The 13,904-nt window shown below is 68.6% G+C and carries 15 protein-coding genes; 7 read left to right on the top strand and 8 right to left on the bottom strand.

Annotated features, from left to right (window positions below; genetic code table 11):
• The 3 genes from EBS11_RS26810 to EBS11_RS26800 form a co-directional block, all read left to right on the top strand.
• Positions 1–950: hypothetical protein (locus EBS11_RS26810; RefSeq protein ID WP_290608274.1), on the top strand; the 950-nt coding region annotated here is incomplete at its 5' end.
• 143 nt (positions 951–1,093) lie between these two features.
• Positions 1,094–2,284, top strand: coding sequence for a hypothetical protein (locus EBS11_RS26805; protein ID WP_290608272.1), 1,191 nt, complete (start codon positions 1,094–1,096; stop codon positions 2,282–2,284).
• Positions 2,285–2,395: 111 nt separating this feature from the next.
• The gene (locus EBS11_RS26800) at positions 2,396–3,397 is read left to right on the top strand and encodes a 2-hydroxyacid dehydrogenase (RefSeq protein WP_290608270.1); all 1,002 of its coding nucleotides are present in this window, start codon (positions 2,396–2,398) and stop codon (positions 3,395–3,397) included.
• Here EBS11_RS26800 and EBS11_RS26795 read toward each other — a convergent pair.
• Positions 3,390–3,749, bottom strand: a complete 360-nt coding sequence (locus EBS11_RS26795; protein ID WP_290608268.1) for a TfoX/Sxy family protein — start codon at positions 3,747–3,749, stop codon at positions 3,390–3,392. The genes EBS11_RS26800 and EBS11_RS26795 overlap by 8 nt on opposite strands.
• 192 nt (positions 3,750–3,941) lie before the next feature.
• Here EBS11_RS26795 and EBS11_RS26790 point away from each other — a divergent pair, with 192 nt between their 5' ends.
• The 4 genes from EBS11_RS26790 (at position 3,942) to EBS11_RS26775 (ending at position 5,394) form a co-directional block, all read left to right on the top strand.
• Positions 3,942–4,175, top strand: a complete 234-nt coding sequence (locus tag EBS11_RS26790; protein WP_290608266.1) for a hypothetical protein — start codon at positions 3,942–3,944, stop codon at positions 4,173–4,175.
• On the top strand, positions 4,172–4,630 hold the full coding sequence (locus tag EBS11_RS26785; protein ID WP_290608264.1) for a MepB family protein: 459 nt from the start codon (positions 4,172–4,174) through the stop codon (positions 4,628–4,630). The genes EBS11_RS26790 and EBS11_RS26785 overlap by 4 nt, the downstream gene beginning before the upstream one ends.
• Position 4,631: 1 nt before the next feature.
• Positions 4,632–4,979, top strand: a complete 348-nt coding sequence (locus EBS11_RS26780; RefSeq protein WP_290608262.1) for a hypothetical protein — start codon at positions 4,632–4,634, stop codon at positions 4,977–4,979.
• A 130-nt stretch (positions 4,980–5,109) separates the two neighbouring features.
• A complete protein-coding gene (locus tag EBS11_RS26775; protein ID WP_290608260.1) occupies positions 5,110–5,394 on the top strand; it encodes a hypothetical protein in 285 nt (94 codons plus the stop codon).
• 151 nt (positions 5,395–5,545) lie between these two features.
• On the opposite strand, the gene EBS11_RS26770 is transcribed toward EBS11_RS26775, so the two are convergent.
• The 7 genes from EBS11_RS26770 to EBS11_RS26740 form a co-directional block, all read right to left on the bottom strand.
• Complete coding sequence (locus EBS11_RS26770) at positions 5,546–5,836, bottom strand: RES domain-containing protein (RefSeq protein WP_290608258.1); 291 nt, start codon at positions 5,834–5,836, stop codon at positions 5,546–5,548.
• Entirely contained in the window at positions 5,833–6,324 is a 492-nt protein-coding gene (locus EBS11_RS26765; protein ID WP_290608256.1) for a hypothetical protein, read from the bottom strand. Before EBS11_RS26765 ends, EBS11_RS26770 begins: the two co-directional genes overlap by 4 nt.
• Positions 6,325–6,407: 83 nt before the next feature.
• Positions 6,408–8,843 (bottom strand): glycosyltransferase, encoded by a 2,436-nt coding sequence (locus tag EBS11_RS26760; RefSeq protein ID WP_290608254.1) that lies wholly within the window; start codon positions 8,841–8,843, stop codon positions 6,408–6,410.
• On the bottom strand, positions 8,840–10,063 hold the full coding sequence (locus EBS11_RS26755; RefSeq protein ID WP_290608252.1) for a TIGR04063 family PEP-CTERM/XrtA system glycosyltransferase: 1,224 nt from the start codon (positions 10,061–10,063) through the stop codon (positions 8,840–8,842). Before EBS11_RS26755 ends, EBS11_RS26760 begins: the two co-directional genes overlap by 4 nt.
• Positions 10,064–10,066: 3 nt before the next feature.
• Positions 10,067–12,016 carry an XrtA/PEP-CTERM system amidotransferase gene (locus EBS11_RS26750; RefSeq protein ID WP_290608250.1) on the bottom strand — a complete coding sequence of 650 codons (1,950 nt, stop codon included), beginning with the start codon at positions 12,014–12,016 and terminating at the stop codon, positions 10,067–10,069.
• 10 nt (positions 12,017–12,026) lie between these two features.
• Positions 12,027–13,286 carry a TIGR03088 family PEP-CTERM/XrtA system glycosyltransferase gene (locus tag EBS11_RS26745; RefSeq protein WP_290608245.1) on the bottom strand — a complete coding sequence of 420 codons (1,260 nt, stop codon included), beginning with the start codon at positions 13,284–13,286 and terminating at the stop codon, positions 12,027–12,029.
• Positions 13,276–13,904 (bottom strand): exosortase C-terminal domain/associated protein EpsI (locus EBS11_RS26740; protein ID WP_290608238.1); only part of this gene is annotated, 629 nt, incomplete at its 5' end. The genes EBS11_RS26745 and EBS11_RS26740, both read right to left, overlap by 11 nt.

The following is a 13,904-nucleotide window of genomic DNA, read 5'->3' as shown; positions in this document are numbered from 1 at the left end:
TGCCGACGGGCGTGCGCGCCTTGTTCGACGGCAAGAGCGTCTTCAACAGCGCCGTGTCCGGCGCCTCGGTCGGCGACGCCATCCGCCTGGCCGAGCATGCGGCCAGGGTCAGCCCCGTCGAAACGATGGTGTGGGGCATCGACGCGCCCACGTTTTCCCTGCAGATGGGGGCGGCGCGCGTGGAAGGCAGCCTGACGGACCCCGGTCACGGCTTTTTCGCCCGGCGCGCCCTCGTCAATCTGAAGCGGGGCCTGACCCTGGACATGACGGAGGACAGTCTGCGCATCCTCACGGGCACCGCCGGCGACGTCTGCCGCTCCAACCTGGCCAGGTACGGGCAGCGCGACGAGACTTGCACCCTGGCGGGCATGCGCCACTGGCTCGGCACGCGGGACGCCATCCCCGTGCGGCTGCAGGAATTCGGCGATGGCCTGGGGCCGACGCCGTCCTCGACTCCCGCACTGGACGCCAGCATCGGCAAGCTGTGCCGCGGCAGCCTGCGCCTGCGCCTGTACATCAACCCCACGCACGCGCTGACCTTGTACGCGCTGCACTGGCGCGGCAAGTGGGATGCCATGCAGGCCTGGCAGCGGGGACTGGTGCAGCTCGTCGCGCGCCACCGCCGGCAGGGCTGCGACGTGCGCCTGCATGATTTTTCCGGCTTCAACAGCATCACGACGGAAGCGACCCCGCTCGTCAGCGGCAAGCCCGACATGCATTATTACTGGGAAGTGTCGCATTACCGGGACAACGTGGGCCGCATGATCCTGGCGCGCCTGTTCGGCGGCGGCACGCCGCCACCGGACGATTTCGGCGTCGAGCTGACGCCAGCCAACGTCGACGCCCACCAGGCGGCCATGCGCGCGGCGCGCGAGCGCTACCGCGTGGACCACGCGCGCGAGACGGGCTATGCGCAGCGGGTGCTGGACGGGCCGCTGATCCGGCGCTGAAGCGGGGGAGGCGCCATGCCGTTCGATACGTACCCGCCCGCCGTCCGGCCCGTCGTGCCGGCCGCGCCGCCGCTTCCCGGCATCCCTGGCAACCCCTCCGGCACGCGCCGCCACACCGACTTTCTCCACTTCCCGCCCTGACCATGGATACCACTGCCCGCCGCTACCTCGCCATCTTCCTCGCCTGCGTGCTGGCCGCGCTGGCCGTCGTTTCCGCCGTCAATTACCGCATCGATCCCTACCTGCTGCATCAGTGGGACAGCCCCCTGCTGCAGCGCCTGCGTCCCACCTACGAAAAGCTCAGCGCGTGGGGCAAGACGTATGCCGTGGCGCGCTACCGGCCCGCCGTCGTCTACATCGGCAATTCGCGCACGGAAATGGGCTTGCCGACGGGCGTGCGCGCCTTGTTCGACGGCAAGACCGTGTTCAACAGCGCCGTCTCTGGTGCCTCCATCGGCGAGGCCATGCGCCTGGCCGAGCACGCGGCCAGGGTCAGCCATGTGGACACCATGGTGTGGGGCATCGACGCCCCCTCGTTTTCCCTGGAACTGGGCTCGGCCGGCGTGGAGCCGGGCCTGACGGCCGGCGGCCCCGCGTTCTTCGCGCGGCGCGCCCTGCTCAACATCAAGCGGGGCCTGGCCCTGGACATGACGCGCGACAGCTGGCGCATCCTCAGCGGCACCTATGACGGCGTGTGCCTGTCCAGCCTGGCCCTGCATGGCCAGCGCGACGCGTCCTGTCTCACCAGCCGCCACCGCACCTGGGCCGGCACGGCGCGCGCCTTCACGCCGCGCCTGCAGGAATTTGGCGATGGCCTGGGACCGACGGCGCCCGCGCTGCAGGCCTTCGATGCCAGCGTCGGCACGCTGTGCCGGGGCGGCACGCGCCTGCGCCTGTACATCAACCCCACCCACGCGCTCACGCTCGACGCCCTGTACTGGCGCGGCAAGTGGGACGCCATGGAGCGGTGGCAGCGCGACCTGGCGCAGCTGGCGCAGCGCCACCGCGACGCGGGCTGCGACGTGCGCCTGTACGATTTTTCCGGCTTCAACAGCGTCACCAGCGAGCCCATCCCGCAGGTGACGGGGGCGGGCGCGATGCGCTACTACTGGGAAGCGTCGCACTACCGCGACAACGTGGGCCGTTTCATCCTGGCGCGCCTGTTCGGCGGCCCGCAGGCGCCGCCCGCCGATTTCGGCGCCGAGCTGACGCCGGCCGGCATCGGCGCCCACCAGGCGGCCATGCGCGCCGCGCGCGAGCGCTACCACGCGCAGCATGCCGCCGAAACGGCCTACCTGCGCCACGCGCTGACCTTGCCCCGCGAACCGAAATAGGGCGCCGGGGGCGCCAGGCGTACGCCGGGGAGCGGGGCGGGTGCGCTATGATGGTGTTTTGCCTTCCGGCATCTTTGCCGGTTCCTGCCGCCTCTCTTTTCAGGATGCCCCATGAAAATCGCCTTCTTTGCCAGCCAGCCCTACGACCGCCGCTTCTTCGACGAAGCCCTGCCGTCCCAGCCCGACGCGGACGGCATCGAACTGGTCTACCACAGCGCCTTGCTGAGCCAGGAAACCGTGGTGCTGGCGCAAGGCGCCGAAGCCGTCTGCGTCTTCGTCAACGACGTGCTCGACGCGTCCGTGCTGGCCTCCCTGCACGGCTACGGCGTGCGCGCCATCCTGCTGCGCTGCGCCGGCTACAATAACCTCGACCTGGAAACGGCCAAGCGCCTGGGCTTCTTTGTCGCCCGCGTACCAGCGTATTCGCCGGAAGCCGTGGCCGAATACACGCTGGCCCTCGTGCAGACCCTGAACCGCCACACGCACCGCGCCTACGCCCGCGTGCGCGAAGGCAATTTCTCGCTGGATGGTTTGCTGGGCGCCACCCTGCACGGCAAGACGGTGGGCATCGTCGGCACGGGCAAGATCGGCCTGGCCACGGCGCGCATCTTCAAGGGCTTCGGCTGCACCGTGCTGGGCCACGATCCGTACCCGGCGCCCGCGTTCGCCGAACTGGGCACGATGGTGGAATTGCCGCGGCTGCTGGCCGAGTCCGATATCGTCTCCCTGCATTGTCCCTTGATGGACAGCACGCGCCACATGATCAGCGCAGCGACCTTGCCGCAGATGAAGCAGGGCGCCATGCTGGTGAACACCTCGCGCGGCGGCCTGATCGACACGGGCGCCGTCATCGAGGCGCTCAAGTCGCGCCAGCTCGGTTCGCTCGCCATCGACGTCTACGAGCAGGAAAGCAACCTGTTCTTCCAGGACCGCTCGTCCGACATCATCGACGACGACATCTTCCAGCGCCTGATGACCTTCCCGAACGTGCTGGTGACGGGCCACCAGGGCTTCTTCACCATCGAAGCGCTGCGCGAGATCGCCGCCATCACCTACCACAACCTGGCATGCTTCCGCGAGGGCAGGGAGTGCGGCAACATCGTGCTCAGCTGACCTTGCCGGTTTTCGGCCTGGGCGGGGGCTTCGGTTTCGGCAGCGGCAAGGCGTCCGCCGTGCGCCGCGCCAGCTGGCTGAGCCAGTCGCGCTCGTCCCACAGTCCGCCGTCGATGAGGAAATACGGCTTGGCTTGCGGGTAGGGCGGCGCTTCCTGCAGCGCGCCTTGCGCGGTGATCCAGGCCCGGCCCGCCTCCGTCGGCTTGATGAAGAGCATGTCGTCGGCGACGATGGCGAACATCTTGACATCGCAATACAGGCCATATTCCCCAAACATCTTCTTCGCGCTGACGCCGCCCGCGCCGGCCAGCTGGTCGAGCAAAAAATCCACCGTGCCTTGCTGTGATGCCATGCCTGTCTCCCTGTCGTTGCGTGCCCTGGAAACGCCAGTGTAGCGCACGCCGTTTGCGCCGGCGGCGACTTTTTTCGGCGCAGGCAGGGCCGAAACAGGGCCGAAGCGGGCCGGAATAGGACTGGAATAGGGCCGGAATGGCCGGAAAACGGCTACACTGCGGCATTGATTATTTTGCACCGGCTTTCCCCCATGACTCCGCACGCCATCCTTCATCACGGCATCACCATCGCCACCCTGGCCGCCGGCCAGGACGTGGCCGAGCATTGCGCGCCCGGCAACACGGCCATCCGCCCGCAGGGCGACGGCTGGTGGCTGTATTTCGTCGACGAAGACGGTGCTGTCGACGGCTACGACAGCCCGTTCGCCAGCCACGCCGAGGCGCTGTGGGCGGCCAAGGCCGCAGCCGAGTTCAGCGCGGAATGACGCCCAGTCCATGGGCCGTCCTGGGCTTGCCGCAAGCGCCCGTGCCCGAGGCGGAAAGTGCGGACTACGGCGCCTGCCGCGCCGACCTGCACGGCCTGCGCCTGGTCCTGCGCGTGGCGAAAACCACGCCGACGAAAACCGGCCAGTTCGTCACCATCTGGAAGCGCCCCCATCCCGAAGCCGATATCGCCCCGCTGGATGAAGCGGACCCCGTCGACGTTGTCATCATCGCCGTGGCCGACGGCGCGCAGCACGGCTTGTTCATTTTCCCCCGCAGCGTGCTGCTGGAAAGGGGCGTGATGTCGCGCGCCAGCGCCGGCGGCAAGCGAGCCCTGCGCGTCTACCCGCCATGGTGCGCGCCAGCATCCATCCAGGCGCAGCGCACGCAGCGGTGGCAGGCGCAGTGGTTTGTGGCGGCGGGGGAGCAGATGCGGCTGGCACAATTGCTGGAGTAAGTTGTCTAAACGTCAAATTCCAGGCAAATCACCCCTTGTGGCAGCTAGTTTGCAACTATTGGATAGTTTTCATTTTGGAAATATCTATATAGTTCTGCCATGTTATGGCAGCCAGCGCTGCCTTTTTTTAATTATATGGGGGAAGAACATGGGTAGTCTCAGTATTTGGCATTGGTCGATAATTTTTTTTATTATATTTGTCACTGTTTTTCCTACTTGGAGAATTGTATCCAAAGCCGGTTTTTCTGGCTGGTGGAGTTTGCTGTCATTTATTCCTGTCGTCGGTTTTTTCGCTCTGTGGATATTCGCGCTTGTCGATTGGCCTGCCAAGGTGCCTGCTGATAAATAAATGTAATTGAAGTTAGATATGAATAATTTCAATTGGGAGTCGGCATGGCGGACTTAAGTCCGGAGAAACATGCCGGAAAGTGTAATATCTGATTCTTGATTTAATCAACTGACTAAAAATAGAAGGCAATATGGATAATGTCGCTGAACTGAAGAGGTTGGTCACGCAGATATTGGTTCTTATTTCTCAACCTGAGCCACAGACATTAAAGGAAGTCTTGGCGATGCTTGATGCCATTGCCTCACCGGAAAAATCTGAATCATGGAAGTTACTCGGTGATGCATTACTTGATGAAGCAAAAAAAACCAGCACATCGGATGCCGATGCGCTCTTTTTAATTGTGGTGGGAAGTAGTTGCGTGGGAGTGTCTATAGGATTGAAACGTGAGGAAAACCGCAAGGCTTCGCAAGCCTGAGCCTGCATTAGAGACAGACTCTCCATCCAACAGAGTGCGATCATATTTCCAGTTTCACAGCTGTTCAGGTGAGCAAATGGATCACCAGCGCAGCACACACAATTTCATGCACGAGTCAGTCCTTTTGATTTTTCCCTGATAGTTGGGCATATCACGCAGGAACGATATTAAACAGGCGCATGGCATCCGGCATTTCCGCTGCAGCTATCAGCTGCACCGCTTTGCCAGCTGCGGTGAGGTGGGTCTTGGCGCGGTCGAATATCACGACGGCTTTTTCATGCGTCAAATGGCGCGACATATACAGAAAGCCATCGACCCGGAGCGGGTTGCGATGCGCGGCCAGCGCCCACCGTTGAGGCAGGGTGCAACTTGCCGTCCCGGTCAGTCCCGCATGGCCGCCCATTTGCTTGAGGAAATGGCCCGTCAGGTCAAATAATCTCAAGTTGCCGCTGAATTGGCGTACCCATCGGCGCTCAATTTCGGATTTGGCGATAGCGCCTGCCGCGTCACCCCCATCTGTCCGGCCAGCGTCCCTGAGTCGAGCAGATCGCCTTTCTTTTCAAGGCCCGCATACCTTTCCAGTTCCTGATTGGCAAACTGTGCAAGGTATGCCTGGTTCGCTGGCGGCACCGTGCCGGCTTGCATAGTCTGGGTGCGCAGGTATCGCTGGATCAGATCGTGGAGGTCGGCATCGGATACCACGGGCACCCCCGGTAGTTGCTGCGGCACAAATGTCACATCTTGCTCGCGTGCCTGACGGGTTGCCCGCTTGGGGCGGCGCATCTTGACCAAGACGTAACCTTCGCCCAGATCGATGCCGCTCGCCCCGATTTTCCGGATCGAATCCTCCAGGGACTTGCTTGCGTCAGGCACAGCCGTTCGATGCGTGCTCCTCGCCTTCGCCGGCTTCGCTACTTCCAACTTTGCCATGACACCCTCCAGTGGCGCTATCAGATTCTACTCCAGAACCTGATATTGACAACAAAACAACTTTATTTCAGCGCGTAACGGCGTCAGGCCACCTTGCTCACCACATACCGGTATTTCCCCGACGCCTCCGCCGCGATTTCGTCGACTTCCTCGATGGCGATGTCCACCTGCGCGCCCAGCCTGGCCCGGAAGCCGGCGACGATGGCGCTGCGCGTGGCGTCGTCCAGGCGCGGCTGGCACACCAGCAGCACGCGGGTCTGCTGCAGGCTTTCCTGGATGATCTTGAAGCCGCGCACCTGCGGCAGTTCGCGCACGATGTAGACGAGGGCCAGGCCGTGCATGACGGTGCCGTCCTGCGCCGTGACGAAATCCGTGCTGCGGCCCTCGATCTTCTGCAGCAGGGGCAGGCCGCGGCCGCAGGCGCAGGGCCGGGTGGCCAGGGCGCCCACGTCGCCCGTGGCGTAGCGGATGAAGGGGTAGTCCTGCGTGGCCAGGTGGGTGACGACGATCTGGCCGGATTCGCCGGCGGGCAGGGGCTGGCCCGTGGCGTCGACGATTTCCACGATGATGTCCTCGGCCGTGACGTGCATGCCGCCTTCCGGGCATTCGTGGGCGATGAAGCCCGCGTCGCGCCCGCCGTAGCCGTTGGCCACGGGGCAGCCGAAGGCGGCGGCGATCTGCGCGCGCTGTTCGTCGTACAGGCGCTCGGCCGTCACGAACGCCACTTTCACGCCCAGGCCGTCGAGCGGCAGGTCGTGCGCGCCCGCGTGGCTGGCGACGCGGCACAGGGCGGACGGGTAGCCGAACAGCATGCGCGGGCGCCGGTCGCGCAGGGTGGCCACGTAGCCGGCCAGGCGTTCGGGCGACATGGCGAACGCGGGCAGCAGGGTGGTGCGCAGCAGCGCATCGCGCAAACGGCGCAGGCGGTCCTGCGCCCCCAGTTCGATGGGCGAGCCCCACAGCACGGCTTCGCGGTCGCCGATGTCCACGCCCCACCAGCGCGTGGCGCGCCACTTGGCGGCGATGTCATGGCTGATGCGGCGCCGTCCCAGGAAGAACAGCAGCGGCTCGCCGCTGGAGCCGCCCGTGGCGAACGGACGCAGGCCACTGGCGCGCGAGGACTTGAAGCTGTCGCGCGCGCCGGCGATGTCCGCCTTGCGCAGCAGCGGCAGGCGGGCCAGGTCCGCCAGCTGCCGCACCTCGCCCGGATCGAAGCGGCTGCGGGCGAACAGGTCGCGGTAGTAGGGCACGTGGTCGCCCGCGTGGCGCAGCAGGCGGCGCAGCCGCGCCAGCTGCCAGTCGCGCAGCTGCTGCTCGCTCCACCACTGCGAGCGCTCCATGCGCCGCAGCAGGCGCGCGCTGTGGTGGCCCTTGAACCATTCATGCAGGGGAAACAGCCAGTGGGCGACGAGGCGCGTGTAGGCGCCGGGGCGGGGCGCGGCGCGGATGCGGCGGTAGTGCGCGGCCAGGCGCGGCGCGACGCCTTCCCACGCAAAGCCGGCCGCATGCGCCAGGCCGGCGGCGGCCTGCGCGTGCGCGCGCGGCGCGTCGTCCAGCAGCGCCAGGATGGCCTGCGCCATGGCGGCAGGATCGCCGGGCGGCACCAGCAGCGCCGTCCTGCCATGTTCCAGCAGGGCCGGGATGCCGCCCACGTTGGTGCTGACGACGGGCACGCCGCAGGCCAGCGCTTCGAGCAGGGAGACGGGCATGTTGTCGGCCAGGCTGGGATTGAGGACGATGTCGCTGGCGTGGTACAGGGCCGGCATGGCGGCGTTGTCCACCGCGCCGGCGAAGGCGACGCCGTCGCGCACGCCCAGCGCGGACGCCAGCCTGGCCAGCGCGGCGCGCTGCGGTCCGCTCCCCGCCAGCACCAGGCGCGCCGCGGGATGGCTTGCGCGCACGATGGCAAAGGCGCGCACGGCGCTGGCGTTGTCGTACAGGGCTTCGAGGTGGCGCGGCACGAGGATGCACGGGGCATGTGGCGCCGGCGCGCGCGGCGGGCCGGGCGTGAAACGCCGCAGGTCCAGCACGTTCGGCACGATGTGGGCCGTATGGCCGTGGGCGGCGAAGACGTCGGCCAGGTAGGCCGAGGGCACGACGATGGCGCTGGCGCGGCGCAGGCTGAGCGACACCAGGCGCGGCGAGCGGGCGAAAAAGGCGGCCGCCTCGCCGCCCCGGTAATTGAGCAGGGCCGGCTTGCCTTTCAGGCTGGCGATCCACAGGGCGGGCGCGGCGTGCAGGTGCCAGGACCAGCCGGAATTGGCCATGACGTGGAACAGGTCGACCGTATCGGCGGCGCGCCACAGGCGCCACAGGTGCAGCGGCAGGCGCAGGGCGGCGCGCAGGTAGCGGATGCGCGCCAGCCAGGGCGGCAGCTGCGGCCCGTTGACGGCCAGCAGCTGCACCTGCGCGCCGTCGGCGCGCAGCAGCGCCGCCAGCTGTGCCGTCTGGTTGGCCATGCCGCCGGCCGGCGGCGGCACGGGACCGACGAGGGCGATGCGCAGGCCGCTCAGCATCATGGCCGCGCTCCCGGTGCGCGCGCCGGCCCGGCCAGGCGCGCATACACGGGCGCATAGCGCCCCACGCTGGCGCCCCAGCTGCGCTGCGTGTCGACAAAGGCGCGCGCCTGGCGCCGCAGCGCCGGCCAGTCGTCCCGTGCCAGCAGCAGCGCCAGGACGGCTTGCGCCAGCGCTTCGCCGTCGCCGGCGCGAAACAGCATGCCCGTCCTGCCATGTTCGATCAGTTCGCGGTGGCCGCCCACGTCGGAGGCCACCACGAGGCGCCCCTGCGCCATCGCCTCTAACGGTTTCAAGGGCGTCACCAGTTCCGTCAGGCGCATGGCCAGGCGCGGATACACGCAGATGTCGAGCAGGCGGTAATACGCGCCCACCTGCGCGTGCGGCACGCGGCCCGCGAAGACGACCTGGCCGGCCACGCCCAGTTCGGTCGCCAGCGCCGCCAGCGCCCCTTCCTGCGGGCCGCCGCCGGCCAGCAGCAGGCGCAGGGCGGGCTGCGCGGCCAGCATGCGCGGCATGGCGCGCAGCAGCAGGGCCAGGCCTTCGTAGGCGTAGAAGGAACCGATGAAACCGATGACAGGATGGCCTTCCAGTCCCAGCGCGCGGGCCAAGGCCGGAGGATCAGGGGCATCGAAGGCGTCCGCATCGACGGCGTTGGGGATGACGGTGATCTTGTGCGCCGGCACGCCGCGCGCGCACAGCTCGCGCCGCAGGCCGTCGCAGATGGTGGTGACGGCGTCGGCGCGGCGCAGCGCGTAGGTCTCCAGCGCCCGGGTCAGGCGGTAGCGCAGGCCGCCGGGCGGGCTGCTGCCATGGTCGGCGGCCGCGTCTTCCCAGAAGGCGCGCACTTCGTAGACGACGGGGATGCCCAGCGCGCGGCCCGCGTTGAGGGCGGCAATGGCGTTCAGGACGGGCGAGTGCGCGTGCAGGATGTCGGGCCTGAGGCGCTGCGCCAGCTGGCGCAGGCGCACGGCCAGGCCGATGATGACGGCCGCCTGGCGCAGCACGGGCAGGCACGCCCACCAGCGCGCATCGGGCGCCGTGCGGTAGAAATGCCAGCCGTCGACGAGCTGCTGCGCGCCGTCGGACGGACCCTGCTTGGCACTGGTGAGCTGCATGGTGTGCCAGCCCAGCGCCCGCTGCTGCCGCAGGATGGCCAGCGTGCGGAAGGAGTAGCCGCTGTGCAGGGGCAGCGAGTGGTCGAGGATGTGCAGGATGCGCATGGCTCACCCTGGGACGGCGGCGGCTACAGGGACGGCTGGGCTCAGGTCCGACGGGCCCGGCCCCGTTGCAGCCTGGCGCAGGAAGGCTTCGAACATCAGCAGCGACCACAGGGGCGCGCTGTAGTCGCGCCGTCCCGAGGCATGCTGCTCCAGCAGCAGGCGCACGTAGTCCATGTCGAACAGGCCGCACTGCGCCAGGGTGGGACCCAGCAGCCGCTGCTGCAGGCGCTGGCGCAGGGGACCGCGCAGCCAGTCGGCCAGTGGCACGGAAAACCCCATCTTCTGGCGGTACAGCAGTTCGTCGGGCAAGAGCGGGCGCAGGGCCTTCTTCAGCAGGTACTTGCCTTCGCCGCCGCGCAGCTTGAGCTGCGGCGGCAGGCCGGACATCCACGCCACCAGCTCGTGGTCGAGCAGGGGCGAGCGCACCTCCAGCGCATGCGCCATGCTGGCGCGGTCGACTTTCGTGAGGATGTCGCCTGGCAGGTAGGTCTTCAGGTCCAGGTACTGCACCTGCGACAGCGGGTCCTGCGCGGGACTGGCCAGGGCGTGGCGGCGCAGCACTTCCACGGCGCGGTAGCCGTGCAGGCTGCGCCGCAGCTCGGGGCTGAACAGGCGCGCGCGCATGGCGTCGCCCAGCAGGCTGACGCCGTGAAAATACGCGTCCGTCGTGTCGCGCGCCAGACCCTCGAAGGTGGTCTTGGCGCGCAGGAAGCGGGGCGCCCAGTCGGCCTTCGGGTACAGCCGGCCCAGGGTGCCGAACAGCGACTGGCGCAGGCCGGCCGGCAGCATGCCCCTGACTTTTTCCTCCCGCGTGTGCAGGCGGTAGCGCCGGTAGCCGGCCATGCTTTCATCGCCGCCGTCGCCCGACAGGGCCACCGTGACGCGCTGGCGCGCCAGCTGGCACACGCGCCAGGTGGGCATGGCGGAGCTGTCGGCGAACGGTTCGTCGTACAGGCCGGCCAGCCGGTCGATCAGGTCGAAGTCGTCCTGCTCCACCTGGCGCGCGTGGTGCAAGGTGCCGTAGCGGCGCGCCACCAGGTCGGCGTAGCGGGCCTCGTTCCAGGCCGGGTCGCCGAACGAGATGGAGCAGGTGTTCACGGGCGTGGGGCTGGCGCCCGCCATCAGGGCCACGACGGCGCTCGAATCGACGCCGCCGGACAGGAAGGCGCCCAGCGGCACCTCGGCCACCATGCGGATGCGCACGGCCTCGCGCAGGCGCGCCAGCAGTTCATCGGCCAGCTGCGCCTCGCTGGCGGGGGGATGCGGCAGGAAAGGCACGTCCCAGTAGGATTGCGGCGTGGGCAGGGGCTGGCCGGCGCGGATGGACAGCGTGTGCCCGGGCGGCAGCTTGCGCGCCTGCCGGAAGATGCTGCGCGGCTCGGGCACGTAGCCGTAGGCGAAATACTCTTCCACGGCCAGCGGGTCGAGCGCGCGCGGCATGGCCGGATGCGTGAGCAGGGCTTTCAGCTCGGAGCCGAACAGCAGGGTCCCGTCGTCCGCCTCGCCGTAGTACAGGGGTTTGACGCCCAGGCGGTCGCGCGCCAGGAACAGCAGGTGGCGCCGCCGGTCCCACAGGGCGAAGGCGAACATGCCGCGCAGGCGCCGCACGCACTGCTCGCCCCACTGTTCCCAGGCGTGGACGATGACTTCCGTGTCGCTGCTGGTGCGGAAGGCATGGCCGAACTGGCGCAGTTCCGCCATCAGGCCGCGATAGTTATAGATTTCGCCATTGAAGACGATGGCGATGCTGCGGTCGGCGTTGAACAGGGGCTGCTGGCCGCTGGCCAGGTCGATGACGGACAGGCGCCGGTGCGCCAGCCCCAGGCCAGGTTCGCGGTGCAGTCCCCCTTCGTCGGGACCGCGGTGGCGCAGGCTGTGGTTCATGCGCGAGAGCAGGCCCAGGTCGATGTCGCGCTGGCCCTGCAAGTCGAAGATGCCGGAAATGCCGCACATGGTAGGCCTCTCAGGGGTAGGTGGACAGGGGGGACGGGGCGCGCGCGCCCGTCAGGCGGTCGTACACGGCCAGGTAGGCGCCGGCCATGGCGGGCAGGCTGTGCTCGGCCAGCACCTGGCGGCGCCCGCGCGCGCCGTGGCGGGGGCCCAACTCGGGCATACTGTAGTAGTCGAGCATGGCGTCGGCCAGCATTTCGGGCGAGCCCGGCGGCACCAGCGTGCCGCTCCAGCCCGACTGCACCAGTTCCGCATTGCCGCCCACCTGCGTGGCGACGACGGGCAGGCCCGTGGCCATGGCTTCGAGGATGGTGTTGGAGCTGCCTTCGGCCAGCGAGGGCAGCACGAACAGGTCCATGGCGCGCAGCAGCTGGGCCACGTCGTCGCGCGCGCCGGGCAGCCAGGCCAGGTGGGCCGCGCCCGCCTGCTGCAGCAGGGTCAGACAGGCGTCGCGGCATGGCCCGTCGCCGATGATCATCAGGCGCAGGCGGGCACGGGCGCCCGGCTGGGCCAGCAGCAAGAGGAAGGCTTGCACCAGCGAGCGGTAATCCTTGACGGCGGCCATGCGCCCCACGCTGCCGATGACGAAGGCGCCGTTGCACAGGAAGCCGGGCGGTCCCACGGCGGCGGGCGGCCCCAGGCGCGGGTGAAACTGCACGCTGTCGACGCCATTGCCGATGTGCGACACCCGCGCGGGCGCGGCGCCGATGACCTCCACCAGCCAGTGCCCCAGGTCGGCGCTGACGGCGATGAAATGCTGGATCAGTGGCAGCAGGCACTTGCGCAGCAGCCGGTACTTGCGGCTGGTGCCGTGCAAGTCGCCGATGTCGCGCCCGTGCTCGCCATGCACGCGCAGGCGCACGCCCGCCAGCCAGGCCAGCAGCTGCGCCTCGATGCAGCCCAGGTTGCGCGTGTGTACGATGGCCGGCTGCAGCCGCTTGATGACGCGGTACAGGCGCAGGTAGTGGCTCCAGTCCTTGCCTTCGCGCTTGCCCAGGCTGATGATTTCCACGCCCGGTGCCGTCAGGCGCTGGCGGAAGGCGGTGGCGTTCTTCAGGCAGACGATGGCGTGGCGGTAGCGTCCGGGCGGCAGGTGGTTGATCATGTTGACGAGACCGTTTTCCAGCCCGCCCACGTCGAGCTGGTGGATCACGTGCACGATCAGCGGCGCGCCGTCGCTGCCCGCGCCGCCTGGCGCGTGCCCGGCATCACGCCCGCGGTCGCGTTTGTTGTCGCGCCCGTTGTCGCGCTTGTTGTCTGTATCAGGCGCCATGCGGCAGCTCCCGCAGGCGCTCTTCGATGGCGGGCAGGGCGGCGCGCAGGAAGGCTTGCAGGGCCGCGCGCGGCGGCGGCGCCAGCTCGTCGTAGGCCATGCAGACGATGACTTCCGCGCCATCCTGGCGCATGCCCAGCAGCTTGGCCCTGGCCAGCAGCAGTTTCACCAGCACGGGTTCGGCGGTGGCGATGCCGCCCTGGCGGTAGAAGCGCCACACCAGCAGGCGCTCGCCGCCCCGCGCCAGCACGCTTTCGCGCACGGCCAGGGTGCCGGCGGCCAGGGCGGGGTGCCGCATGCGGTGCGCGAGAGGCATCCAGCGCTCGCCGTACGGCCGGGACTGGTGCGCCAGCAGTTCGGCGTCGCGCGCCTGGTGCGCATACCAGGCCAGCTGCAGGCCGGCCTGCGCGCCCCCGTCCGCGCGCGCATACGTGGCGGCGAACTGCGCCGGCGCGCCCGCGAACGGCGCCAGCCATGCGGGCACGGCGCCGGGCAGGCGCGCCCAGCCGGGGGGATCGGCGGGGGCCGGCAGCGCGCCGGCGGGGATGCCGGCAGCGCCGCGCTGGCTGGCCAGGGACAGCGCCGGCCACAGGGCGGCCAGCAGCAGGCAGGCCAGGC

It is taken from the genome of Janthinobacterium sp., from assembly GCF_009923995.1.
GTDB lineage: Bacteria > Pseudomonadota > Gammaproteobacteria > Burkholderiales > Burkholderiaceae_D > Janthinobacterium.
This window is presented reverse-complemented; position numbering and strand designations above follow the sequence as displayed.